Source organism: Nostoc sp. 'Peltigera membranacea cyanobiont' 213, from assembly GCF_002245975.1.
Classification (GTDB): Bacteria; Cyanobacteriota; Cyanobacteriia; order Cyanobacteriales; family Nostocaceae; genus Nostoc.
Map to the genome: position 1 here is coordinate 26218 of NZ_NOLI01000039.1, position 25742 is coordinate 51959.

The following is a 25742-nucleotide window of genomic DNA, read 5'->3' on the forward strand; positions in this document are numbered from 1 at the left end:
ACAAGAAAATGTTCCACACTTGAGGTAACAAATTGTTTACTTTGCCCCAACCAAAATGATTCGCACAATCATTGAATCTGCTTTCCAAACTGGATATCTTAGTGTTGAATCTGAGGGTTTACTTCACCAAGTACTCGCTACTAAATGCTATCAGTCAGAAGATTTGCCCGCCCTGGCAGCCCTATATGATGCAGTTCGCGCAGGTAAAATTAAACGAGAAGCATCCTCGTCGAACGTGCTGATGGAATTTCCTTTACCACATAACAAATCTTGCTGATACTCCAAAAGAACCAGAAGAACTGAGGAAAGCTTCGTGTAAGTATTTCTGCTCATTCCTCACTCTCCTGTCTGGGCAAAAAACCTTAAAAATTCAAACCTCTTTGGGTGTTGTTGTTGAAAACTATCAAGGTCAGCAAAAGAATGAGTTAAGATCAGATACAAGTGGGTAATAGTAAAGTCAAGTCCCCAGACTTCTCAGAAATGCCAATGACTAAAAGTAGGCAAATTAAACAACCGCAATCAACGATTGTTTTGGAGTATTATTTATTACATAATGGTAAGAATGACTCACCAGAAAATATGAGCCTGCTTAGGACAGGTTCCGAATTGTTTGACTTCCATAAAGCAGACATTCCATAGAACGAGCCGGAAGGAGATTGAGTTCATTGCTAGAATAAGCGTTCATTTATGACCCAACATTTCCAGGTATTTTGACAACTACAAGCAAATTTTGGGATTGGGTTGTGAAGGATACTTATTCTCTAAGGTGAAATTAACCTCTTAAAGGTGTAATGTAATGGGGTAGAACCCAGATTTTGACAGGTTTAACTACGTTGTTTAAAAAGGCAGAAACAATACATGCTACACCGCAAGATTTATCAACTGTGTTGCGATGGGCGCGAGGTATGTGTTTTCTTGCGGGACCAGCAACGCTGGATTGAACGCGCCCGCATCATAGACATAGAGGGAGATTTAGTAACCCTACGCTATGAAACAGAAGAAGAGGACGAAGTTTGTTCTTGGGAAGAAATGGTTCGCCTCGAGAGCATTGGTGCTGTAACGCAAAAACTGGCTTCAGTACCGCGCGGAAATGTGGAACCTCTGATGACTGAAGATTGCCCTGAAGCAGAGCGCATCCACAACCGTTACACTGACTCGAATCCAGAATAATTTAGCGATTAGTCATTGGTCATTAGTCATTAGTCATTAGTCATTAATTAAAAATGACAAAGGGCATCGGATTAATGACTATTGACTATCATTCAAACCTTCAAAAGCAGGACAGTAACCTTCGAGAGTTACCTTAAAGTTATACAACGGGGAAGCTGGATTCCAGCACCTCTGTCCTCTTTGATGTCGGCAGGTGCCGCAACAGTCTACATCTGTCCATGTGTAGCGATCGCTATTTTGACTGAGAAGCTCTCGTTGAGACAATCCCCTTAAGACTAGTTCTTCACCTTGCCAACGAGCTTCGATTAAACCAGTATCGGCAAATTGCCGCCAACGCGGATCGGCAGTAATCATATTCGGTAGGGTGATTGTGATTACTGTTCCTAACTCTGTCAGTTCGCCTTCGTAGTTAGTTTCTGGTGCTGCCGGTTGTAAAAATGTATCGCCGATAGGCAATTCTACTAAAGTGTTAGCCGCCGGAGAATGTATATGGTAGCGGTTTTGCAACTCCTCTAAGCTAGTCAAGTCTGCTAAGTAAGCAGGAGAACCGTGGACAAAAATGACATGCTGGGGTCGCAAGTTGTGAATTAGCTGCGTAGTACCAGGGCCATCGCTATGTTGAGCTAAGAGATAGGTTTCGACAGTGGTAGGCGCTAAATATTCTTTATTAACTTTTATATCAATTTTTTCGGGAAGCAGGATCAGCCAAGGGCCTGTGTCTAGTTGGCAGTGTTTGCTCAAATCATCTGTAGCGTCCGTGAGAACAATACAAGGTGACTTGCCCACAGTGGGACGATGTTCTGTTTGTAAACGACGCACGCGGGGACGTACCCGTTCATCCCAAAATAGGGGTTGATGGCGGGCAAAATTCTGTACAGATGGGGGGAGGTGTGGTAGAAGTTCTAGATAGGCATCACAACCAGTAGCAACAGCCCCATCTACCCAGATATCTAAATCTCGTCCGGTGAAGTGGTGATGAGAGCGTAATAGCATTAGCATCTCTTGACCCAATCCTAAAGCAGGAGTGGGCAGGATGACAGAACAATGGTCAGCGATCGCGCGATTAATTCGTTCTGCTAGTTGATTTTCTTGGTTGCGGCGGTGAGGATGACGGGATGTGCCATAACTACCTTCAATGATTAGCACATCCAAATCTAAGCCCCGCAGTTCCTCTAAACGCAAACCTTCTACCAAGCGGGAGTTTGATAAGAAAAAATCTCCCGTATATAGTAGCTTGTAGGTACGCTGCTTGGTAGTGTAGGTAAGGAGAATTGCCACTGCCCCTGGTAGATGCCCGGCGGGAAATAATTCTGCTACCAAACCATCTTGGAGTTCCACAGGCGATCGCAACGGCAAAGCATGACAAAATTTGGAAATTTCCTCAGCGTCTCGATCTAACCAATTCAGTGGCAGTAATTTGCTGGTTACTTCGCTACCATAAATAGGTAACTTAGGAAAAGCTTTATGCAGTGCTAGCAAGCCCCTAGCATGATCTGGGTGAGCATGACTAATCAAAACTAAATCTGCTGGCAGGGACGAACTAGATTTACGTTCCGACTTCGTAAGCCCCTTACCCAGCGATGAAATATCCTCCATACCACAATCCAATAGAATGCGGTGTGGGCCCATCTTCACCAGTAAACACACGCCCTCATTGTCATGCTGGACACTATACGGCAAACATTCTAATTCACTACCCGCCTCCGCAGCATCTACGCCAGAGGATGCCGACAGATTATCCCTCATGCTCTCCTCCCCTCAAATCTCGTCATAGACATATCCCAAAAGCCAAAAATTACACAAATTTTGGCTTTGTGACTTAGGGGTAAGTTTTATAGTGCGCCCCTACACCCTGAGAATACAGATTTTGATTGGGGAGGACACCTTTGCGAACCCGCACTGCTTCGGAAAGGTGGGCTAACTAAAAGCCATCAAACTAGGAGCTAAAGGAGTTTGCCTCTTATGTATTTTCCCTTTGCAAGTTCTGAGCTATCTTAGCTAACTCACCCTACGCGAAGCCGCATCTACAGATTGAACTCAATGTGCAGAGCCATTTCCGTGATAGTCATCGGAATCATAGAATCCATTTTTCGTGCCAAAAAATAGGCACGAAAGCGTGAATATAACTGTTAATCCAGCTAGAATCAGCTTTACATCCATTTGCTTGCTGCCCCTTACTCAAGACTTTCTTATATTAATTTAGTGCTTCCGCAATCAAACGTAATCACTAGAAAATCTTTACTATGCTTATGTTGATTAGACAATAAGTAAATTCACCGTAATCAGTCAGATTGTAAAACCTTTCGGTTCACCTGTCTATCCATTTAAATGTTAAGCAATGTAACAGTAAGAGCAATCCTCTACAAACCGTAAAAATCCTCATCTAGAATCTGGTCAATAGAAAAGGGGTAAACGGGATCAAAGTCCCCCTTTTTAAGGGGGATTTAGGGGGATCTAAAAGTATTTGATACATCACTAAGGATTTTTCAAATATCCTCTAAGATTCCAGTTAGCCCCGAAACTTTATCCGATCGTAGTGATGAAAGCGATCGCACATCCAACGCCAACCTGATTTTTTTGTCATCTACAACAAGTCTGTGATGGAAAACAGCCGTTGCCTGTCTATTTTCTGAAGCTTAATTTTTTCGGTGTAGAAAGCCTGATAATAAGATTGATAACGTTCCGGTTCAGCTTCAGGATCGGTTTGTTGCCATAGTTCCAAAAAATGACGATAGCGTTTTTCAAGCATCACTAAATCCATGCAAGCGATCGCAGCTTGAACTACTTGCGGTGTCCGAAGTATTTCTTTCTGATTCTTTTCATTTACATGGAATAAATGCGAAATTAACCCCATTTCGCTACTAAATTCTAAAAAATGGTCTTGCAAGCGGTAAATTAAATCTGGTTGAGACGCAAAATTTCTCGTTTCTTCATCACCTGATGAGATTTCTAAAATCTGTTGCCATAAAAATCGGTGGTGGGAAAGGCTAAATTGCAAATCTCGTTCCTCTAGTTCGGCAATAATCGCTTGACGCTGTTCAGGACAATGTAAGTAAATTCGCAGTAATAGCGCCTCTGCGTGTTCTAAAAGGCTGCGTTCTGTAGGAAGTGGAGAGTGGGAAACTTGGCTATTTCCCCATGCTTTTTTTGCTGATACAGGTTTAGTGTATGCAGCCGCCACCGGAGCAATTTGAGTTAGGAGATTTTCAACTCTCAGGGGTATAAGTCTGGTATCTCCCAAGCTGAGTATTTCGGCACAGTAGGAAACGTAATAATTTCGTGTATCGCTGTTAGCTATATTTTTAAGTAATTTAACTAATTGCTGAGTTACTTGCTGAAAATCAGTAGCCTGTTTCAAGTCTCGATCTTGAATAATTTGCTGAATTTGCCAGTCTAACCAAAGTGGGGCATTTTTTAGCAGTTCTCCATAATCTTCTGGAGTGTGACTATGCAAATATTCATCAGCATCTTTACCATCTGCTAAATTCAGAATTTTTAGTTGAACTTCGCCCTTGTATGCTAGTTCGGCAATTTCCCCGATCGCACGTTCTGCGGCATTGGTTCCGGCTTTATCAGCATCAAAGTTGAGTACTAATTGTTTCGATTCGGTGTAGCGTAATATTAGCCGGACTTGTTCTAAGCTTAAAGCTGTACCGAGGGAAGCGACAGCGTTATTAATACCAGCAGCATGGAGAGCGATCGCATCAAAATATCCCTCTACCACCACGGCTCGATCGAGTTGGGAGATTCCACCTTTAGCTCGATCTAGGGCAAATAATGTTTTACCTTTACTAAAAAGTTCCGTTTCTGGTGAGTTTAGATATTTAGGTTGTTCATCCGTCAGAGTTCTTCCACCAAAGGCAATGACACGCCCTTGGACATCGCGGATGGGAATCATTAGGCGATCGCGGAATACATCATAATAACCGCCTCCTTCCTTGCGTGGCTTAATTAATCCCGCTTTTTCTAGTATCTGTGCTGGGTAATGTTTATCTTGTACAAGATAACGATAGAGAGTTTCCCAACCTGCGGGGGCAAAGCCTAAGCCAAATTGCTGTATGGTTTCTTCTTTGAGTTGGCGGTTAGATTGCAAATATTGAAGTGCTTTTTGCCCTTGGGATTGTCTCAGGGCGTGTTGATAAAATTGTGCTGACGAAGCGAGAACTTCATATAACTGCTCGCGCAAAGATAGCTGACGCTGTAATTCCTGGCGTTGTTCGGGTTCTAGAGTTTGTACGGGTACTTGGTAACGTCGTGCTAAATCCAGTACCACATCAGGAAAAGAACGCTTTCCCAACTCCATCACAAACTTAATGGCATTTCCCGCAGCTTGACAGCCGAAGCAATAGTACATTTGCTTAGTTTGGCTGACGGTGAAACTGGGAGATTTTTCATCATGGAAAGGACACAAACCGACAAAATCCTTCCCACGTTTGCGTAAAACTACGTATTCTGAGACGACATCTACAATATCAGCCCGTAGTTTAACTTCCTCAATTGTGTCTGGGTGCAAGCGGGGGATTTGCATATTTTGTCATTAGTCATTGGTCATTAGTCATTGGTCATTGGGCATTAACTTTGAAAAAAGGACAAAGGACGCAGGACAAATGACTTCTGATAGCTATTATATTCTTGTTGCTAGACCAAGAATGACTAATATAATTGCTTACACTTAATTTTATCAGAGGAAATACTGAGGATGGGACGTATTTTTATTTCTGCGGCTCATGGAGGCAAAGAAGCTGGAGGGGTCGATCAAGGTGCGATCGCAGGTGGTACAACTGAAGCTAAAGAGATGATTCTGCTGCGAGATTTGATTGTTACGGAACTGAGGGCGCGAAATTTGGAAATTTTGGCGGTTCCCGATGACTTGAGTGCTGCTCAAACCATTACCTGGATCAATTCTCGCGGGCGGCGGGGTGATGTTGCCTTGGAAATTGAATCTAATGCGGCTAATAGCCCTTCTGTGCGTGGGGCTAGCGTGTTTTATATTGCTAATAATAGCGATCGCAAAAGTAATGCTGAACAGTTACTAATGGGTTTGTTGCGCCGCGTACCCCAATTACCGAATCGGGGAGTCAAGCCAGATACAGATAGCGGATTAGGTAGTTTAGCATTTTGTCGCCAGACAACGCTTCCAGCTTTGGTGATGCAAGTGGCATTTCTCAGCAATCCAGAAGATCGGGCTTTGCTGCAAACTCGTCGCCGTGATTTTGCTTTAGGAATTGCTGATGGATTGGTAACTTGGAGTCGTGTAATTGATCCCACTCCTGGAACTCCAGTCGAAGCAAATTATCCGCCAATAAATATTAATATTAATGGGCAGAATTACTCAGAGAAAGGAGTTTTAGTTAATGGGAATGCTTACATTCCTATTGATTTAGTAGACCTTCTACGAATTGACCTTTCAAAAGCAGCTAATGTCAATCGGATTACTTATCATAAAGTAGTTTATGTCAAAGCCATCGAACTGCGAGATTTTAATGTTGCAGTCAATTGGGATGCTGGAACTCGTACTGTCAGTTTGCGATCGAATTTGATGGTTTGTCCTGGTCAATTTTCGCGCGTGATGTCAAACGGTAATACTTCAGAAGTCCAGTTACAATTATTTCTCAGAAACAATAATGAAAATGCTTTGGCGAAGTTTCCTGACATCCCAAAACTTTATCGAGAAGAATCAGGGATAGAAGGAGTGAACTATGATATTGCCTTTTGCCAAATGTCTGTAGAAACTGGATTTTTACGGTTTGGTGGTGATATTAAACCTGAGCAAAATAACTTTGCTGGCTTAGGTGCGATCGGTGGTGGTTCAGAGGCTGCATCTTTTCCAAGTGCCAGAATTGGGGTGAGGGCACATATTCAACATTTGAAAGCTTACGCTAGTTTAGAACCTTTGGTACAGGAAGTAGTAGATCCAAGATTTCGCTTTGTAACCAGGGGAATTGCACCATTAATCGATCAGTTATCAGGGCGATGGTCAGCAGATTTAGATTATGGTACGAAGATTTCCGCAATGCTCAAACGATTATATGAATCAGCAGGACTTCTTTGAGTCTTGAGTAACTAAACTTGCACTAATTACTCGCTCCCTCTCTCCTTGGCGTACTTGGCGGTTCGTTTAATAACTTCATAGCAAAATGATCTAAGGTTCTGCATAATGCGATCTGCTTTAGACATCACGATGCTGTAAATTTGTTATAGCAATCCTATTAATCTGTGAAAATTGTTTTGTTTAACGAACCGCAATCGCGTAGCGTCTCGCAGAGAAGGGCGCAAAGTGTAGAAAGAGAAGATTTTACAAATGATTTAGGATTGCTATATATATCTTGATAGCAATTAAAGAAAATGACCGCGATCGTCCCATCAATCAGTAGAGGGTTAGTAGCAAGTCATAACAGTAGTTTAAAGTTTACCAGTCTTGCTGAAATATCAAGTGGAAACTTGCTTGCACAAGTGGATCTTCATCGGACTGTAGCAAGTTTAAAGCTAAGGCAAGACAAAAAAGCATCAATGGGTCAATTTCTGACTCCCGCCTCAGTAGCACAATTAATGGCTGGGATGTTTAATCGGCTGGATTTACCTGAAATATCCTTGCTTGATGCTGGTGCAGGAATTGGTTCATTACTAGCCGCTTTTGTAGCAAAAGTATGCCAGCAGCCACAACACACATCAAGTTTGCGCGTTGTAGCTTATGAAATTGATCCTTTTCTAATCGGGTATCTGCATCAAACTCTAGACCTATGTAACAAGGAATGTCAACGTGTGGATATTTCCTTCAATTACGAAATTCGTGAGAATGATTTTATCGAAGATGCAGTTAAATTGCTTCAGGTTGGTTTATTGAATAGTGTAAACGCTACAGAATTTACCCATGCTATTCTCAACCCGCCTTATTTGAAAATCAATGCTAATTCCAAGATGCGCGAATTGCTGCGTTCCATTGGTTTGGAAACTAGCAATCTTTATACTGGTTTTATGGCTGCTACAGCGCAGCTTCTAAAACCAAATGGGGAGTTTGTAGCGATTACGCCGCGCAGTTTTTGCAATGGCCCATATTTTCGTGACTTCCGCAAGATGTTTTTAGAGATGATGGCTTTACAACAAGTACATCTTTTTGAGTCGCGGCAAGAAGCATTTAGTGACGATGATATTTTGCAGGAAACTATCATTATCCAAGCTACAAAACAAAGGAAAAAGTCTAGCAACGTCATCATTAATACCAGTTATGGTTCTAATGATGACCTGATCATGTCACACTATATACCATATCTGGACTTAGTTCAACCCGATGATCTAGAGCAGTTTATTCATATTATTCCAGATCAAATAAGCCAGCAAATCGTTCAGCGAATTGCACTTTTTACCTGTACGTTAAAAGATTTAGGGCTAACAGTTTCAACCGGACGGGTAGTAGATTTCCGAGCAAAAGAGTACTTAAGGACAAATGCAGAAAGCAATACTGTTCCTTTAATTTATCCGGTGAATTTTTCGAATGGATATATAGAACACCCAAAAATAACCAAAAAGCCTCAAGCAATAGTTTCTCTAGAAAAAACAAAGAATCTTCTAATACCAAATGAGCATTATGTATTATGTAAAAGATTCTCATCGAAAGAAGAGAAAAGGCGTATTGTTGCAGTGGTTTATGATGCCGACCAATTTAATTATGCTTCTGTAGGCTTTGAAAATCATTTGAATTACTTTCATAAAAGTGGACGTGGACTTAGCCTGACTTTGGCTCGTGGGCTTGCTGTTTATCTAAATTCAACCCTAGTTGATGCTTTTTTCCGTTTGTTCAATGGGCATACTCAGGTCAATGCAACAGATTTGCGAAAATTAAAGTATCCTAATTTGGAACAGCTATTGTCATTAGGGACAGCTATTAAAGAGCAGTTTCCTTCTTTGCGAGAAATTGATGAACTTATAGAAAATCAGCTACTGGGTATGTCGAATTTATCAGAGAATAATCCAATTGCAACGAAGTCTCGAATTGATGAAGCGCTGCAAGTCTTGAAACAATTAGGCTTTCCACGGGAACAGCTTAACAAACAGTCAGCTTTAACTCTTCTGGCGTTGCTTGACTTGAAACCGACAGACTCTTGGCAATTAGCCACTTCCCCTTTGATGGGAATTAAGCGGATGATTGACTTTATAGGTCAACATTATGACAAAGTTTATCTGACCGGCACACGGGAAGGAATTCGTAAGAAAACAGTGCATCAATTTAAAGACGCAGCTTTAGTAGTTTCTAATCCAGATAATCCTAGCCGCCCTACCAACAGTCCCAAAACTGTATATCAAATTGAAAACAGTGCGCTAGAACTATTAAGAACTTACGGTACTGACGAATGGGAAAAGAGCATCCGTACCTATCTTGCTTCAGTTGAAACTCTGAAAAAGCAATATGCTCAAGAACGTAAAATGTCCCATATTCCCATAGTAATAGACGGAGAAATTAAAACTTTATCGCCAGGTAATCATAATAATCTGATTAAAAAAATTATTAATGATTTTGTCCCTAGTTTCACTCCCGGTGGAAAGCTCATCTATGTTGGTGATACAGCTAAAAAGTTCGCCTACTTCGATGACGCAGCATTGGCAGATTTGGGCGTTAATATTGATTCTCACGGCAAAATGCCAGATGTGATTATTCACTTCACAACAAATAACTGGTTGGTGCTGATTGAAGCTGTAACGTCACATGGCCCAATTAATCCTAAACGGAAGAAGGAACTTGAAGTTTTATTCAGAAATGCCCAAATACCTTTGGTGATGGTGACAACATTTCTCAGTCGTAAGGCAATGGTGGCATATCTGGCAGAGATTGCTTGGGAAACAGATGTTTGGGTTGCTGAAGATTCAACTCACTTAATTCATTTCAATGGTGAATCTTTATTGCAGGCTTACCAAATAGAGAAGGAGCAAACTTTATGAGTATAAAGCAATACGGTTTAGTTAAGGCTTAACTCTTTATCAAAGTCAATTTTTTTAACGTTCGCGGAGCGTGCCGGAGGCATTACCGCAAAGGCGCAAAGAACACAAAGGAAGAAAAGAAAGAAAAGAAAAGAAAAATAATAAATACTTCACTGAACTGTATTGGAGTATAAAGCAGAATTCAGGTGTCTGTGTACTTAGTACAGCTTTGCGTAAAAATGAATCACTCCAAAGGTAGAAAGAGAGGATACACAAAGGTTTAATACGGGGCAATTTTTTTTGTAACGAACTTATGCAAAGCTGTAAGAGAAAATGCCTTGTTAAACACGATCTATGAACATCCGTAAAGTCTCTACTACTCCCTTTAGCGACCAAAAGCCCGGTACTTCTGGGCTACGGAAAGCAGTTAAGCCTTTTCAGCAGCCCCACTACCTGGAAAATTTTATCCAATCTATCTTCGATTCTGTGGGGGAATTACAGGGGCAAACCCTAGTTCTGGGTGGTGATGGCCGTTATTACAATCGCCAAGCCATTCAAATCATTTTGAAAATGGCTGCGGCTAATGGCATTGGGCTGATTAAAGTTGGTCAGGGGGGGATTTTGTCTACTCCTGCAACTTCCGCTATTATTCGCAAGTACCAGGCTATTGGCGGCATCATCTTGTCTGCTAGTCATAATCCGGGCGGGCCAAATGGTGACTTTGGTGTGAAATATAACATTGGCAACGGTGGCCCAGCACCGGAAAAGGTGACAGAGGCTATCTACGATCGCAGTAAAGTAATTGATAGCTACCAAATTCTGGAAGCACCAGATGTAGATTTAGAAACCTTGGGTGAGTCACATTTGGGAGAGACAGTAGTTGAGGTGATTGACTCCGTACAAGATTATCAAGAGTTAATGGAGTCCCTGTTTGATTTCGATCGCATTCAGCAACTGTTGACTTCTGGAAATTTTCGGATCGGCATTGATGCTTTACATGCGGTAGCTGGCCCTTATGCCCATGCCATTTTTGAGCAACGTTTGGGCGCACCAAAGGGAACTGTGCGTAATGGTACACCCCTAGAAGACTTTGGAGGTGGACACCCCGATCCAAACTTGGTTTATGCCCATGAGTTGGTGGATATTTTGTACGGTGACAATGCACCAGACTTTGGGGCAGCTTTTGATGGAGATGGCGATCGCAATATGATCTTAGGGCGTAAGTTCTTTGTCACTCCTAGCGATAGCCTCGCAATCTTAGCTGCAAATGCCAAGCTAGTCCCTGGTTATAGTTCTGGTTTAGCTGGTGTAGCGCGATCGATGCCTACTAGTCAAGCTGTGGATCGAGTCGCTGCTCAGATGGGAATTGAATCTTATGAAACGCCTACTGGTTGGAAGTTTTTCGGCAACCTTTTAGATGCGGGTAAAGCTACTCTCTGCGGTGAAGAAAGCTTTGGTACTAGTTCTAATCATATCCGCGAAAAAGATGGGGTATGGGCGGTTCTGTTCTGGTTGAATATTCTGGCAGAGCGGCAACAATCTGTTGAGGAAATTGTCCGGGAACACTGGCAGACTTATGGACGCAATTATTATTCCCGCCATGACTATGAAGGGATAGAAATTGAGCCAGCAAACACCTTAATTGCAAGATTGGATTCTTTATTGCCAACTCTTAAAGGGAAGCAATTCGGTAACTATCAAGTTGAATACAGTGATGACTTTAGTTATACCGATCCTGTAGATGGCAGCATTAGCGAAAAACAGGGTATTCGTATTGGCTTTACCGATGGTTCGCGCATTGTGGTGCGACTTTCTGGGACGGGGACTCAAGGTGCAACGCTAAGAGTTTATATAGAAAGCTATGAGGCAGATCCCGCTAAACATAACCTCGATCCCCAGGAAGCACTTGCTTCTTTGATCGCTATTGTTGAGGAGATAGCCCAGATCCGCGAACTTACAGGGCGGGAACAACCAACTGTGATTACTTAGTAATAGGTTAGGGGTTATAGCTTTTCCCGATCAAAAGATGCAGATTATAGCCCAATACAGTTCAGTTAAAGTTAGTTTTTTTACTAACCACAGAGGCGCAGAGAACACAGAGAGAAGAAATAAATGCTTTAACATGAACTGTATCGCATCATAGCCCCCTCCTCGCTTGCGGGGAGGGGGTTGGGGGTGGGGTTCTTGTATCTCACCAGACCGAGAAACGCTATATATCTTGCTTGTATACTTCTAATAGTTTGGGAATGTGATCGTACCCATCTACACCAATAACTGCAATGATTTTAGGGCGATGTTGCTGTAAGAAATTGTGGAATGCTTCTGCCCCAATTTGTCCTTGCAAAATTATTAGTAAACCTGCCGCTTGCCGCCACTCATTAGAAGCTATTTGCTCTAAAAGATACATTCCCAAACAACCTGTGTAAACGGTTTTTTCAGAATTTTGGAGATAATAATAAGCTTCTGCTAAATAAGCTAAGTTCCGCCCTTGGAGATACAAATCGCCGGAAACTTGCGCTGTCTTAAAGCCATCTTCAAGATATTTAATTGCTGTTTGGTGTTCTCCAATTACTAGATAGGCAATTCCTAAGCTGCTGACACATAAGGCTTTACTTTGAATATCGCCTAATTTTTCCGATAATTTTAAACCTTGTTCTAAATAGTTAATTGCAGATTCATAAGTTTCGGGTTCTAAGTTTTCCAATTCTTGAGCTTGCATGACTTCGCTGTAACCTAAGTTTACTAGCGCGTTTGCTTCTCCGGTGCGATCGCCTGCTTGCCGACTCAAGATTAATGCTCGTTGGCTGTAGTTAATTGCTTCAGCATAATTTTGCTGTTGCACATAAGTACGGCTGAGGTGGTTGAGATTGGCTATTTCACAGGTGCGATCGCCTGCATTCCTGGCTATCTCTAATGCCTGCTGATGAAAATCAATTGAGCGCTGGTATTGTCCTAAAGCACGCTGCGAATAACCTAAAAGCGTCAAAATCCGCGCCTTTTCTTGGGTTCCCTCACCTCGTCGTAATGGTTCATCCAAATAATCGAGGGCATCTCGCAAATAAGTACCAGTAAAAGAGGCAAATATCCCGCCATAAAAGGGAAAATACGGACGCTGGGCAAAGGTTCGCAAAATTTGGAGCATGATTTGAGAACAAGCATCGGCGTATACTGTCCCAATGCTGCCAAAACCACTTGCTAATTGACTCCAAATCACTGCAAAGGTCAAAAAAGTGGAAATGGACAACTTTGGCCCCGCCTTAACATCGTAAGCTTGTTGGTCAAACCAGTTAATTAGCCCCCGTTGCAAGAACTGTAAAATCAATGCCATTTCTACCCAATCTCTCAAGGTGATTCCCCGTTGTCGTTGGGCAAATTCAATTGCGGATTCTTCCATCGCTAAGGTGCGAAGCAGTGCTTTGGGTAACTCGCTATTGAGTTGTTTAGCCCAACTTGCCCAAGGGCCGCGTTCTCCGGGTACGCCGCCAAATCCTAAAGCTTCTTTTTGCTCGTACATCCAACTGAGCAAATTATCTTGCAATCGCTGCCAAGAAGCTAAACCACGGGTAATCCCTTCGGAAAACTGTTCTAAATCAGCATCTGCCTGGGCAAATTGCTGTAAAGCCTTTGATAATTGCTGTAGCTGTTGCGAATTTAGCGGATACTTCTGATTGGGGTCAGTAATCCGTAAAAATGTCGCTAGACGCTCGTCAGCCTGGGCTGTGGTAATTTCTGTAACTGCGGCAGCGATCGCTTCTGTTGTTTTGTTTTGCTCTTGCCAACGTTGCCATTGGCTTTGAATGGTCTTAATGGCTCTCAAACTACGAGTAGCCTTGCCTTTCTTAAGTTCGTCGTTTTCACTATCTACTTGGCTTTGGAGAGCATTCAGGCGATCGCTCAAAACTAACTCAAAGACTTCCCCAGTACCGGAAGTAATTCCTTTAAGCAGCATTTGATACACCATCTCAACAGAGCTAATTTTGCCCTTGAGGGTGGTTTCAACAATTTCATCGATTAAGGCAAGATAGCGATCGCGCAATGGCAGAGAATCTGACACTTTAGCTATTAAGAAACGTCACGTCAATTCTAATTCTAGTCCCCGTTAACGAGTATTTTAACTGGATGAATCCACCTTTGAACTCCGTCAACGAGTATTTTAACTTCGCCCTTGGCGTTCCCGTTCGCGTAGCGTCTCCGAAGGAGAAGGGTACGAAGTGAAGGAATCCCAAAAGCCTTGCGATTGCTTCCTTCCACTTCGTTGCACTCGCAATGACATATCACAAGTAATTTGCCAGACATGATATCACTTACGATTAAGCTCCAATTTTAATCCACCAAGTAACCCGGATAGAATTTCTAAATCCTGATTACAAAGCTTGGTCAAAACAGTAGTTATTGTTACACACGATCGCAAAAAACGCGGATAACATTAGAAAAATCTCACCCTATTAAATAAGGTGAGACAAAGCTGTTTATCTTTCTGCCCAAAAATAGCCCACAAGGCTGAGAAATTACTTGACAAAAGTCTGGTAATGTGCGTTAGTTTTTAGCTAAAAGCAAAGGAGTTTGCAATGCATCGACAAATGTGCTGGTTATCTAAGTCTGGTGGTGATGGGGAGAAAATTTTGTATTTGCAGACAGAACCCAATCAGCCTTGGCGGCCCTACACAGCTTTTGGACATTTCACAGTCCCAGATTATCAAATACCAGGTGGTTCTAAAGGTTGGGCAACTTATCAAAAACTTCTCAAAGCAGGTTGGACACTAGTATCTAGCGCACGGGCAAATGAGTTTGGCAGTAGCAGCTACGCAGAGTCAACAATTCAAAATCAATAGTTATTGGTCATTTGTCATTGGTCATTGGTCATTGGTCATTGGTTATTCTCTGCGTTCCTGCGTCTTCCCAGTCCCTCACTCGCTCACAAACCTCTGGGGGAACCTTCACCGCGAGGATCTGCCGCGCCTTCTAGAGTTCCATCAGATGTAACAGCGATCGCGTTACCATTACCCCAAGGAGTAGTTTCCTTAATTTTATGCCCCCGACGGCGTAAGTCTTGCATAGTCAGAGCGTCCAAGCTCCAGGATTCAACCCGCAACTCATCGGGAAGCCATTGATGATGTATGCGTGGAACAGAAATAGCTGCACCAACATCCATGTTGTATTCCAGCACATTCAGGATCGTTTGCAAAACCTGGGTGATGATGGTGCTACCACCGGGCGCACCTGCTGCCATCCGAAAATGACCATTTTCTGTGACAATAGTGGGAGTCATGCTGGATAAAGGAGTTTTACGGGGTGCAATGCTGTTGGCATCGTTACCAACTAAACCAAAAGCATTAGGCACTCCTGGCGCAGCAGCAAAATCATCCATTTCATTGTTCAGGACAATTCCAGTTCCCGGTGTCACCACACCAGCACCAAAAATCAGGTTAACCGTGAAAGTCAGACTTACGGCGTTGTGTTCTCCATCCACAACAGTCAGATGAGTGGTTTCAGGAGATTCATACCGCGTCGCGTGCAGTTTTAGAGACCGAGCGGATAATGGAATGATATTTTCTCCTAAAATTTGATTATTAGCCTGACTAAAACGTTGTAGTGTCTTTCTATCTACTGGCTTGACCTCGGTCGAGGGTTTAGCCAGTTGCATATTAATTTCTTGACGGCGTTTTTTGGCGTAAGCTGGACTAATCAATTCTTGTACAGGAACTTTGACAAAATCAGGATCGCCTAAATATTCCGAGCGATCGGCGTAAGCAATCTTCATTGCTTCTACCATTAAGTGGATAGCGTCGGGATGATGCCATCCTAAAGATTTTAAATCAGTGTCACCAATAATATTTAAAATCTGCAATAGGTGAACGCCTCCCGATGATGGTGGTGGCATTGAGCAGATTTTAGCTTTCCGAAAATTCCCACAAACAGGAGTCCGCCAGATTGGTTTGTAGGCTTTCAGGTCTTCTAGAGTAATTAAACCGCCATTTTTTACCATATCAGAAGCGATCGCTCGAGCAATACTTCCGGTGTAAAAACTTTGGGGATTTTCAGAAATTGCTGTTAAGGTGCGTGCCAAATCACGCTGCACCAGTTTCTCTCCTGGTTGGTAAAATTGGCCATTGCGAGTAAAAATTTCCCGCGCGGCTGGATTATTGAGAAGCTGTTGCTGGCGCTGGTTGAGGCGCTGAGTTAGCACATCGCCAAGAATAAAGCCATCTTTAGCAAGTGCGATCGCAGGTTTCATTACCTCTTGCCAAGAAAGTTTACCATAGCGACGATGCACTTCATAAAGTCCTGCCACCGTTCCTGGTGTTCCTACTGCCAAATAACCATTGATACTTGCATTGGGACGCACTTTCCCTGCTGCATCCAGATACATATTTTTTGTAGCTTTCAGGGGGGCGCGTTCGCGGAAATCCAACGCTTTGATATCGCCAGTTTTCTCAGAGTGCATCAGCAAAAATCCGCCGCCGCCGATTCCTGCCGAAAAAGGCTCAACTACAGAGATGACAAAAGTTGTGGCGACAGCTGCATCTACTGCATTACCACCTTTGCGTAACATTAAAATTCCTGCTTCACTCCCTAGGGGATGGGCTGAAACCACCATTCCCTTTTTGCTGTGTAGGGGTAAAGTTAAGGCGGCTGATGCAACTTGGCTGTAAACAAGGAGGGTGAAAGAAAAGATTGCCATCGCAATCTGCTTTGATTTAGCAACAGTAAGCATTTTTATGCCATTTTGTTTGGTATTTATTAGCCTACCTCACACCTTCTGCATATTTCTACTGACGGGATCAAAACCTCTAGGAAACCTCGTGCTTTCATCGTAGTAAGCGCCAGTCAGATTTGCTCCATACAACTTGGCATAGTTAAGTTTGGCTCCCCGGAGATTTGCTTCATTCAGTTTGACACCGCTCAAATTAGCTCTGGTCAAATTCGCTTTAGCTAAGTTAGTTCTACTCAAATCTGCTCCCCAGAGTTTAGCTTTCGCTAGGTTCGCTCCACTCAAGTCAGATCCCCATAAACTGATTCCGGGCAAATAGGCTCCAATCAACTTGTTCTTAATCAAGTTGACGGCTGGAAAATATCTTTCTCCTGCGGCAAAACGCCGTTTTAATTCCTCAGCATTCATGGGTCACGTTGACCTTTCTTAGCAATACAGAAGTTATTTGTTCCCATTCCTGGCTTAGTTCTCCTAGAAACTCTGGCTGACCACTACGCTGATACCAAAAATGGGCATTTTTCAAATCGCCTTCTTTGCGGTGCAGGTAAGCATGAACCCAGGCACTATCGGCATCGCTGGCATTTTGAACTATTTCATGAGCTTTGCTCCAGTCACCTTTGTTGTCATACCACATTGCTTGCAGCCCTTTTGGTAGTGTCTGAGGACATGAGCGCTGCTTTTCGATTAATCGTAAGAATTCCTCTGTATTCACGATCGCCACCCAACAAGAATCAAGCTTCTATCTCTATGATACTTCTTTGCGTCAGATGCTTCTATATGTAACCGCCATAGTAGAGGTTGTTTATTTAATATCTGTAATTACTCACAATTTACTCAAATGCACATATCTAACAAAACAATTTACTGTAATTTATTCCTTTTAATATTCGCCTAGGCAATCGCTTTTTTGCAGCAATTAGGAGATTTCTCTTATTAACTCTTGTAGCTAATTAATGACGAGGCAAGGGAGTCTTTAGGCTCCAGTCATGTTCAATTTGCAGAAGAAACTATTTTTAGTCAGCTTTAACTGTAAAATAACCTCTACATGAGATTATATTTAATTATTTCCTTACAGAAAGAGTTATGGTCTTTAAAACAGCAATTGAACATCTGATCGCCCTAAAAAATGTCAGCAAATCTTATCAACAGCCCAACGGTCAGCAGATTATCATTCTGGAAAATATCAATCTTGAGTTGCGTCCAGGAGAGATCGTTGCATTGCTGGGGCCTTCAGGTTCAGGTAAATCTACTTTGATGCGGATTATTGCTGGATTAATCCCGGCCAGTCAAGGCGAAGTTATATATCATAATCGTCCTCTAGTTGGTTTAAATCCTGGGGTAGCAATTGTCTTTCAAAGTTTTGCTCTTTATCCTTGGTTAACTGTACTAGAAAATGTGGAACTAGGTTTAAAAGCCAAAGGAGAAGCGCCAGATTCTCGACGGCAAAAGGCGCTACGGATGATTGATATCATTGGTTTGGATGGGTTTGAAAATGCCTATCCCAAAGAACTTTCTGGGGGAATGCGTCAGCGAGTTGGATTTGCGAGGGCTTTGGCCGTAGAACCAGAACTGTTATGTATGGATGAGCCGTTTTCGGCATTGGATGTACTAACAGCAGAAAACTTGAGGTTTGAGTTATTAGATTTGTGGTTAGAACGTCGCATACCCACCCAAGCCATTCTGATTGTCACCCACGGGATTGAAGAAGCGGTAATTATGGCGGATCGGATTATTGTTCTCGGACGCAATCCGGGAAGAATTCGGGCTGACTTACCTGTGACTTTACCCCATTACCGCGATCGCAAACACCCAAGTTTTCAAGCCTTGGTAGATCGGGTTTATACAATCATCACCAACCCAGAACTAGAACAAATTCAACTCCCAACTACTACCTCTGTAGAACCTGCAACACCACCAGCAAAATATCAGTCTTTACCAGCGGTGCGAATTGGTTCCATTGCCGGTCTTTTGGAACTTTTAGAAGATCGTCAAGAAAAAGACTTATATCGGCTAGCCCAAGAATTGCAACTAGAAGTAGATGATATTTTACCAATTGTGGAAGCTGCAAAATTGATGGATTTTGTAGAACTTGCAGAAGGTGATATTAGCTTAAAACCAATAGGGCAAGAATTTATCAATGGTGGTATTGATGAACGCAAACAAATTGTGCGATCGCAACTTTTAACTCATATTCGCCTGGTACAGCAAATTTACCGTCTTTTGGAAGCGAAAAATAATCAACGCATTCCCGAAGAATTAGTCTTAGATATCCTAGAAACTCACTTTAGCCCACAAGAAGCCGAGCGACAATTAAAAACCGTTGTTGATTGGGGTCGTTATGCCGAGATATACGGCTACGATGAGCCATCGGGACAAATCTTTTTAGAGCAAGTTGTTAATGCCGATTAGTCATTTGTCATTTGTCATTCTCCCTCACTCCATACTTTTATGACCCGACCTCTCACTCCTGCTAATAAAACTTTAGGACGTAACAATTGGACTTGGCAAGATGGATTGCTAATTCTGCTAATTTTATCTTTCATTGTGGCAATTATTAGAACCGCTTCTAAATTTAGCGGTACTTTTGAACCTGAACTCACAATTTCCACAAATATCAATGCTTTGCCAGGATATACAGCCCAAACCTTGATTCGTATGGGGCTGGCTTACTTTTTCTCCCTAATTTTTACCTTATTGTACGCTTACACTGCTTATCGCTCCCGAATTGCAGAACGAATTTTAATTCCGATGTTGGATATTCTGCAATCTATTCCAGTATTGTCTTTTTTGCCAGGTGTGGTACTAGCTTTGATTTCCCTATTTCCGGGCCAAAGAATTGGTGTAGAACTAGCAGCTATTTTACTAATTTTCACTGGTATGACCTGGAATATGACTTTTAGTTTTTACCAATCTCTCCAAAGTATTCCGCGAGAATTAATAGAAGCAGCAGAGGTTTATCGGCTTAATCCCTGGCAACGTTTTTGGACATTAGAGTTACCATCTGGTGTAATTGGTTTGGTATGGAATAGTGTAATGTCGGTGGCTGGAGGTTGGTTTTTTTTAATTGCTATTGAGTCATTTACTTTAGGGAATAAAGATTTTCGCTTACCAGGATTAGGCTCTTTTTTAGGCACAGCAGCCAACAAAGGAGACTTTAAAGCGATATTTTGGGGCTTGGCGGTGCTGATTGCGATTATTGTAGCAACTGATTTTTTTGTGTGGCGACCCCTGATTGCTTGGGCAGAAAGATTTAAGTTGGAGATGCTTGAAACTGAAAATGCACCCCAATCGTGGGTGTTAGATGTTTTCAGACGTTCGCCTACTTTACGGGCAATTAGCGATCGCGTTTTTCAGCCATTACAAACAGTCTTAGACGATAGTTTAATTCGGTCGTTTCCTGTGCGTTCTGTACCTGTAAATGCCAAAGGCAATCTCAACTTCCCGAGTTTTTTAAATTGGGTATTTGTTAGTGGCTTCAGCTTAATTATCTTGTGGGGTACTTGGGAAGCTGTACTACTATTACGGACTTTAGGCTGGGATGATTGGCAACAGGTAATAAAGGGCGCTATGTTAACGGCGTTGCGGGTAATAATTGCTTTGATATTATCACTGTTGTGGACTGTACCTGTGGGAGTAGTTATTGGTCGCAATCGACGGTTGGCTCAAGTCTTGCAACCATTGGTACAAATCGCCGCCTCTGTACCAGCAACAGCCTTATTTCCAGTGCTACTGCTGGGGTTAACCCGCATCGCTGGCGGTTTACAGATTGGTGCGATCGCTCTCATGATGTTAGGGACAATGTGGTATATCCTGTTTAATGTCATTGCTGGGGCACAATCGATTCCTTCAGACCTGATCGAAGCCGCTTGGGTATATAAACTCTCAACTTTGCAGCGCTGGCGAACCTTAATTTTACCCGCAATTTTTCCCTACCTAATTACAGGAATTATTACCGCAGTTGGCGGCGCTTGGAATGCCAGTATCGTCAGTGAGTACGTTACATTTCAAGGGCGAGTAATTAGTACTTCTGGATTGGGAGCAACAATTTCTCATGCCACAGCTACAGGCAATTTCTCCCTATTATTAGCTTCCACAGCGATCATGTCGCTGTTGGTAGTATTGACCAATCGTTTGATTTGGCGACCTCTTTACAATCTAGCTCAAGAGAAATATCAATTATTGGTTTAATAACTTCTTTGTGAGGCTGCGCCAAATTTTTTGATCTCTTCTTTCTTCTCTCTGTGTCGCGCCAGTTGCGACAAGTCAGGGAACCCGCCCAAGGCACTCGCTTCTCTGCGCCTCTGCGGTACGTAAAAAAAGTTTTGCTTAATGTTAAGGCTCGATCCTCCCTAACCCTCCTTAAAAGGACACATCTCTGTACAGACCCAAAATCGTTGGAGATCCCCCTAAATCCACGCCACTTGCTTCACTTGGGGAGACCCCAAGACCGCAGTGGCTCCCCGATAAATTGGGGGACTTGAAGAGACTTTTGCCCCCCAATTTATCGGGGGGTTGGAGGGATCAAAAGCCTATGAGGCAACTTTAGAAGACTTGTGTGTACACTTAATATTACATTTACTTGACTGCAATAACTTCAAACTCGAAAGTACCGATTAAACGGTCATCAATATAGACATCGATTCTATACTTACCAAGCGGATCGCCAGGAGCGATCGTCCAAAAATTCCCAATCACACCGTCTGGAGCCGATTGTGTGCGCCGTGTGATAGATGTAGTACCATCTGCTGATATAGAGAAATCTTCACCGTTATCTGTACCCCAAGTTTCTGGAGGTTTTGGTAAATGTAAGACTTCGCGCCATTTCACTTCACCTTGATGGTCTTTGAGTTTAATCCGCCATCCGTAGGCGTTTCCCTGCTGAAGCGGCACTCTTGTTGTGCGGAAGATGGTAACGTTACCTTTGGTGTCAACTCTCTTAAGCCCAAACTCAGCGTTACTGACAATAATCTTTTTCAGACTTGTTGGCGTAGGAAATGGTGTGGCATTTTGTGCTATGCCAGAAGTAGCAGCGATCGGCTCAGAACATGTAACCCCAAATATTAGCCAAGAAGAAGCTAGCACAGCAATAGTAGCCCAAGTTCTCATTAGTATGATTTTCCTGTCAGACGTTTGGTACTTATTCCAGTAATCTGACATATTTTCCGGGTCAAAGAATACTTATGGCTAGAAAAAGACGAAATTATTTTTACAGATGGTTTTCCTGAATACTAGTGTTGGCGATCGCTAGTGAAGCTAACAACTAGATAATTGTTTTATCACATAGAGAAATTCAAAATATTCATGCTCGATATCATTGAAATTGGTAAAGATTGAAGTTTCAGCAAAACTTAAAAATAGAAACTGCAATAAACTCACTTGGATTCCGAAAACTAATTCGGTTTTTGCACTACTATTTTGCTTACTTCATAACTTTTTTCACTGGTGTGATAACTTCTTCGCCATTTTTCAAGATGCTCTATAGATATTGATTTAGATGTGACGTTCACACTGCTTCCTCGCCAAGCAACTTCTGCATCTGTCGTGAAAACCCCACATTCTAATTGATCTAACCTCATATTCCAGTATTCACTAAATCGACCTTTTAAGGTTATAACTTGCTCAAATACCTTATTTCTGTGTTTATTTCTTCTTTTTCTTTCTGTTGCTCCTGTTGCTTCTGTATCAATAAACTTAGTTTCAATTAAAAACAGACTACCTTTAAAAGTCCGATAGACAAAATCACACTTCCCTAAATCTGTATAATCCGAAATTGGAGATTTTTCAAATAACAGCAATTCAGCGCACGAGGGAAACAAGTCTTTAATATTCAGAAATAAATAAGCTTGCAATAGAAGTTCTTTATCATAAGGAAATAAGATCACTCCTTCAAAAAACTTTTGAATGTCATCATGAGTTTGGGGTTGAATTTTTTTACAGTATGAAACAAATTTATGTAGCTCGTTTACGATCATCAAGTTTTAACTCCTTCCCCCAGTCGCAGCCTTAAGGGTCTTAGCATAAAAAGATACCATTCCCTCAAGGAAATCATCATCCGCATAAGTAACTAAAAAAACGATTGAAATGCTGAATACTTAAGGCTTTTTACTGTTGACAGTTCAGTATAAATAATTTTTAAGCTGCTTTTTAGTATTGATAGATTTTTCACTTCTGGTGCTAGCTACCAGTCAGTGATTTTATATGAGCAGGAAAACTGGCGTTTTGCAAAGCTTGAACAGTTATTCTAGAATCTTGTACGCAAAATTGCCAACCCAAGCGAACAAGTTTCCGAGAAGTTTCAGTTTGGATAATTCCAATCACTGGCATTTTTGCTTTTTCTTTGTCTACTGAATGAGCTTGCAAAATTGTTTTCAAGAGATGTAGTTTTTCCATATCACCTGCTTGCTGGGGATTTAACTCCACCATTACCATTTGTACTGTTTCCACGGGTTCTACATCTTCAAGAATAAATTGAGTTTGCTCGTCGCGTCGATCTACTTTTCCCCAAATAATCAATCTAGTATCAACTACGAGTAGGGAACTAATGCGTTCATAAGTTTTGGGAAAAACTACAGCTTCTGATTGTGTAGTTAGGTCTTCTATTTGCAAAATTGCCATCTGGTCGCCTTTTTTTGTCACCACTTTTTTGACATTATTCAACATGACAACTGCACAAAGTCTTGTGTCTTCTCTTTGCTCTCCCAGTTGTGAAAGGTTAATCGGTGTCAAAAGTGGTGTTATTTGCCGTAAGGATTTCAACGGATGATCTGATACATAAAAACCTAATAATTCTTTCTCCATCTGCAACTTTTTCTGGGGGGGTAAATCTGTTACAGGTTTAGATTTGGGAGCAGTTTCAAAGGCATTATTTGCTCTTTTATTCTGAGTCGAAGAAAATCCATCACCTAATAAGTCAAAGAGATTCCCTTGACCGCTAGCTCTGTCTTTAGCGCGAGATTGTGCCCAGTCATACACTAATTCTGAGTCGTTAATTAACTGTTGGCGGTTGGATTCAATTTTGTCAAAGGCTCCACAGTAAATCAGCGATTCTAGAGTCCGGCGGTTAACAGCACGTAAATCCACGCGATCGCAAAAATCAGCGAGGGATTTAAACTCTCCTGTCTCACTTCTCGCCTCCAAAATGCAGGCGATCGCATTCTGTCCCACGTTACGCACTGCCGAAAATCCAAACAGAATCTTTCCTAATGTTGGTGTAAAATCAACGCCAGAACGATTAATATCTGGTGGATCTATGGAAATACCCATATTTGTACAGTTAGTAATATATCTCTGTACCTTATCGGTATCGCCACTGTTAGCCGTTAACAGTGCCGCCATATATTCTAATGGGTAATTAGCTTTTAAATATGCTGTCTGATAAGTTACATAACCATAGGCTGTTGAATGAGATTTATTGAAACAATTTGAAGCGATAAAACCATTTTTTATCCCAAAATTATGGTCGCGCTCAACCCCAATATCATAGACATTTTGTTTGCCTAAATATTTACGTGTGGCTATTTTTATCATCCTACCTTACCCCCAAAAAAGTTTTGCGGAATTAATTAATTGATAAAAACTGTAGCTATAGTAATACCTGTAATATAAAATTATATCACTAGAAAACACTTGCCATACTCTTACACAAAAGTAGATAAAGTATATCAAAACTTTGAGAAACTATTAGATAAACAGTTAATAGCCATGTAATTGCTGTTTTTAAAGTTTATTAAACACATTCCAATAGATATTAATCCGCTTAGTCAGATACCTGGGGAGTAAGGAGTAGGGTGCAGGGAGATAAAGAAGGATAAGCAATTCCCAATTTCCAATGCGTCAGTTACTATCGTTGAAAAGTAACTCAGTATTAAAGGGTGTGGGTAAGTGAAAGAGGCGCTGATTGTAATTTTGGCGGTGGTTGTGGGATTGTTTGTGGTAGTCGAGATCGGATTGCGATCGCTCTTTGGCTTTGGTAATCCCCTAGTTTACATTGGCGATGAGCGGATTGGTTATTTATTGGCTCCTAACCAACGTACCCGTCGTTTTGGTAATCGCATTGAAATTAATGAGTATTCTATGCGAGGTAGTCCGATCGATAAGACACCTGCACCTTCTGGGCTGCGAATTTTACTGTTAGGGGATTCTATCGCTAATGGTGGCTGGTGGACAGATCAGACTAATACAATATCCGCGATAATGATGCGTTCTCTGGCATCATCCACTCATAGTAATTATCAGGAAGTAGAAGTGCTAAATGCTTCAGCTAACTCTTGGGGGCCAAGGAACGAGTTAGCTTATTTAGAGAAGTTTAGCAACTTCAACGCGCAAATAGTAGTGTTATTAATTAATACCGATGATTTGTTTGCGACTCCTCCCACGTCTTTACCAGTAGGACGCGATCGCAACTATCCCGATAGTAAACCTCCCCTAGCATTAGCGGAAGTGTGGCAGCGTTATATCGTCAAGCAGCAGCCAATTCCCGAAATGAAAGCGGTGCAAAATGAAGCAGGCGATCGCGTGGGGATTAATTTGGAAGCGATCGGTAAAATTCAAGCCCTGACTCGCCAAAGCAACAGCCAATTTCTACTAGTCATGACTCCCTTACTGCGAGAAATTGGTGAACCAGGCCCCCGCGATTACGAAATTAAAGCCCGCCAACGCTTGAACGATTTTACCAAGACTCAGCAAATTAACTATATAGACTTTTTACCGATATTCAATTCAACTACCAACCCGCAAGGTTTGTATCACGATAGCATTCACCTCAACTTGCAAGGTAATAAATTTGTCAGTGAAGTTATGGAGCGATCGCTTCTAGAAAGACTGGGGGAGATACCACTTACTCAGAACTACTAAAGTTTTTTAGTGAGCGATAAGGGACTTCCAAAAAATAAAATATACAGTAGGGTGTGTTAGGCGAAAGCCGTAACGCACCGAGATATCTGGCGGT

General features: G+C 42.0%; 18 protein-coding genes. 9 read left to right on the forward strand and 9 right to left on the reverse strand.

Annotated elements, in window-relative coordinates; all coding sequences use genetic code 11:
• Positions 1-55 precede the first annotated feature (55 nt).
• Both CDG77_RS13300 and CDG77_RS13310 read left to right on the forward strand, forming a co-directional pair.
• Positions 56-277, forward strand: coding sequence for a hypothetical protein (locus tag CDG77_RS13300; protein WP_094329840.1), 222 nt, complete (start codon positions 56-58; stop codon positions 275-277).
• A 581-nt stretch (positions 278-858) separates the two neighbouring features.
• Positions 859-1170: a DUF6679 family protein gene (locus CDG77_RS13310; RefSeq protein ID WP_012408115.1), complete on the forward strand. Its 312-nt coding sequence runs from the start codon at positions 859-861 to the stop codon at positions 1168-1170.
• 78 nt (positions 1171-1248) lie between these two features.
• On the opposite strand, the gene CDG77_RS13315 is transcribed toward CDG77_RS13310, so the two are convergent.
• Together CDG77_RS13315 and dnaG are read right to left on the reverse strand one after the other, a co-directional pair.
• A complete protein-coding gene (locus tag CDG77_RS13315; RefSeq protein WP_094329842.1) occupies positions 1249-2916 on the reverse strand; it encodes an MBL fold metallo-hydrolase in 1668 nt (555 codons plus the stop codon).
• An 838-nt stretch (positions 2917-3754) separates the two neighbouring features.
• A complete protein-coding gene (gene dnaG, locus CDG77_RS13325) occupies positions 3755-5698 on the reverse strand; it encodes a DNA primase (RefSeq protein ID WP_094329844.1) in 1944 nt (647 codons plus the stop codon).
• Positions 5699-5869: 171 nt separating this feature from the next.
• On the opposite strand from dnaG, the gene tftA reads away from it, so the two are divergent.
• The 3 genes from tftA to CDG77_RS13340 all read left to right on the forward strand — a co-directional run bounded on the left by tftA (position 5870) and on the right by CDG77_RS13340 (position 12072).
• A complete protein-coding gene (gene tftA / locus CDG77_RS13330; protein ID WP_094329845.1) occupies positions 5870-7222 on the forward strand; it encodes a hormogonium tapered terminus morphoprotein TftA in 1353 nt (450 codons plus the stop codon).
• A gap of 293 nt (positions 7223-7515) precedes the next feature.
• Positions 7516-10104, forward strand: coding sequence for a BsuBI/PstI family type II restriction endonuclease (locus CDG77_RS13335; protein ID WP_094329846.1), 2589 nt, complete (start codon positions 7516-7518; stop codon positions 10102-10104).
• 333 nt (positions 10105-10437) lie between these two features.
• Positions 10438-12072 (forward strand): alpha-D-glucose phosphate-specific phosphoglucomutase, encoded by a 1635-nt coding sequence (locus CDG77_RS13340; RefSeq protein ID WP_094329847.1) that lies wholly within the window; start codon positions 10438-10440, stop codon positions 12070-12072.
• A gap of 220 nt (positions 12073-12292) precedes the next feature.
• On the opposite strand, the gene CDG77_RS13345 is transcribed toward CDG77_RS13340, so the two are convergent.
• On the reverse strand, positions 12293-14137 hold the full coding sequence (locus tag CDG77_RS13345; protein WP_094329848.1) for a tetratricopeptide repeat protein: 1845 nt from the start codon (positions 14135-14137) through the stop codon (positions 12293-12295).
• A gap of 514 nt (positions 14138-14651) precedes the next feature.
• Between CDG77_RS13345 and CDG77_RS13350 the strand changes: the two genes are divergently transcribed.
• Entirely contained in the window at positions 14652-14915 is a 264-nt protein-coding gene (locus tag CDG77_RS13350) for a hypothetical protein (RefSeq protein ID WP_094329849.1), read from the forward strand.
• 83 nt (positions 14916-14998) lie between these two features.
• Here CDG77_RS13350 and ggt read toward each other — a convergent pair whose 3' ends face one another.
• The 3 genes from ggt to CDG77_RS13365 are packed head-to-tail and all read right to left on the reverse strand — an operon-like array spanning position 14999 to position 17507.
• Positions 14999-16798 (reverse strand): gamma-glutamyltransferase, encoded by a 1800-nt coding sequence (gene ggt / locus CDG77_RS13355; protein WP_094329850.1) that lies wholly within the window; start codon positions 16796-16798, stop codon positions 14999-15001.
• Between the two features lie 36 nt (positions 16799-16834).
• Positions 16835-17203 carry a pentapeptide repeat-containing protein gene (locus tag CDG77_RS13360; protein WP_094329851.1) on the reverse strand — a complete coding sequence of 123 codons (369 nt, stop codon included), beginning with the start codon at positions 17201-17203 and terminating at the stop codon, positions 16835-16837.
• Entirely contained in the window at positions 17193-17507 is a 315-nt protein-coding gene (locus tag CDG77_RS13365) for a hypothetical protein (RefSeq protein WP_181154490.1), read from the reverse strand. The genes CDG77_RS13360 and CDG77_RS13365 overlap by 11 nt, the downstream gene beginning before the upstream one ends.
• Positions 17508-17878: 371 nt before the next feature.
• Between CDG77_RS13365 and CDG77_RS13370 the strand changes: the two genes are divergently transcribed.
• Both CDG77_RS13370 and CDG77_RS13375 read left to right on the forward strand, forming a co-directional pair.
• The gene (locus CDG77_RS13370; protein WP_094329852.1) at positions 17879-19204 is read left to right on the forward strand and encodes an ABC transporter ATP-binding protein; all 1326 of its coding nucleotides are present in this window, start codon (positions 17879-17881) and stop codon (positions 19202-19204) included.
• A 39-nt stretch (positions 19205-19243) separates the two neighbouring features.
• Entirely contained in the window at positions 19244-20983 is a 1740-nt protein-coding gene (locus tag CDG77_RS13375) for an ABC transporter permease (RefSeq protein WP_094329853.1), read from the forward strand.
• Between the two features lie 387 nt (positions 20984-21370).
• Here CDG77_RS13375 and CDG77_RS13380 read toward each other — a convergent pair whose 3' ends face one another.
• The 3 genes from CDG77_RS13380 to CDG77_RS13390 all read right to left on the reverse strand — a co-directional run bounded on the left by CDG77_RS13380 (position 21371) and on the right by CDG77_RS13390 (position 24322).
• A complete protein-coding gene (locus CDG77_RS13380; protein ID WP_094329854.1) occupies positions 21371-21901 on the reverse strand; it encodes a hypothetical protein in 531 nt (176 codons plus the stop codon).
• Positions 21902-22185: 284 nt separating this feature from the next.
• Positions 22186-22767, reverse strand: coding sequence for a hypothetical protein (locus CDG77_RS13385; protein ID WP_094329855.1), 582 nt, complete (start codon positions 22765-22767; stop codon positions 22186-22188).
• A 202-nt stretch (positions 22768-22969) separates the two neighbouring features.
• Complete coding sequence (locus tag CDG77_RS13390; RefSeq protein WP_094329856.1) at positions 22970-24322, reverse strand: helix-hairpin-helix domain-containing protein; 1353 nt, start codon at positions 24320-24322, stop codon at positions 22970-22972.
• Positions 24323-24676: 354 nt separating this feature from the next.
• On the opposite strand from CDG77_RS13390, the gene CDG77_RS13395 reads away from it, so the two are divergent.
• Positions 24677-25648: an SGNH/GDSL hydrolase family protein gene (locus CDG77_RS13395; RefSeq protein WP_094329857.1), complete on the forward strand. Its 972-nt coding sequence runs from the start codon at positions 24677-24679 to the stop codon at positions 25646-25648.
• Positions 25649-25742: the final 94 nt, after the last annotated feature.

Excerpts from the sequence above, each read along its gene's own strand:
- CDG77_RS13300 (WP_094329840.1), top strand. The coding sequence starts at position 56 with ATGATTCGCACAATCATTGAATCTGCTTTCCAAACTGGATATCTTAGT.
- CDG77_RS13310 (WP_012408115.1), top strand. The coding sequence starts at position 859 with ATGCTACACCGCAAGATTTATCAACTGTGTTGCGATGGGCGCGAGGTA.
- CDG77_RS13315 (WP_094329842.1), bottom strand. The coding sequence starts at position 2,916 with ATGAGGGATAATCTGTCGGCATCCTCTGGCGTAGATGCTGCGGAGGCG.
- dnaG (WP_094329844.1), bottom strand. The coding sequence starts at position 5,698 with ATGCAAATCCCCCGCTTGCACCCAGACACAATTGAGGAAGTTAAACTA.
- tftA (WP_094329845.1), top strand. The coding sequence starts at position 5,870 with ATGGGACGTATTTTTATTTCTGCGGCTCATGGAGGCAAAGAAGCTGGA.
- CDG77_RS13335 (WP_094329846.1), top strand. The coding sequence starts at position 7,516 with ATGACCGCGATCGTCCCATCAATCAGTAGAGGGTTAGTAGCAAGTCAT.
- CDG77_RS13340 (WP_094329847.1), top strand. The coding sequence starts at position 10,438 with ATGAACATCCGTAAAGTCTCTACTACTCCCTTTAGCGACCAAAAGCCC.
- CDG77_RS13350 (WP_094329849.1), top strand. The coding sequence starts at position 14,652 with ATGCATCGACAAATGTGCTGGTTATCTAAGTCTGGTGGTGATGGGGAG.
- ggt (WP_094329850.1), bottom strand. The coding sequence starts at position 16,798 with ATGCTTACTGTTGCTAAATCAAAGCAGATTGCGATGGCAATCTTTTCT.
- CDG77_RS13360 (WP_094329851.1), bottom strand. The coding sequence starts at position 17,203 with ATGAATGCTGAGGAATTAAAACGGCGTTTTGCCGCAGGAGAAAGATAT.
- CDG77_RS13370 (WP_094329852.1), top strand. The coding sequence starts at position 17,879 with ATGGTCTTTAAAACAGCAATTGAACATCTGATCGCCCTAAAAAATGTC.
- CDG77_RS13375 (WP_094329853.1), top strand. The coding sequence starts at position 19,244 with ATGACCCGACCTCTCACTCCTGCTAATAAAACTTTAGGACGTAACAAT.
- CDG77_RS13380 (WP_094329854.1), bottom strand. The coding sequence starts at position 21,901 with ATGAGAACTTGGGCTACTATTGCTGTGCTAGCTTCTTCTTGGCTAATA.
- CDG77_RS13385 (WP_094329855.1), bottom strand. The coding sequence starts at position 22,767 with ATGATCGTAAACGAGCTACATAAATTTGTTTCATACTGTAAAAAAATT.
- CDG77_RS13390 (WP_094329856.1), bottom strand. The coding sequence starts at position 24,322 with ATGATAAAAATAGCCACACGTAAATATTTAGGCAAACAAAATGTCTAT.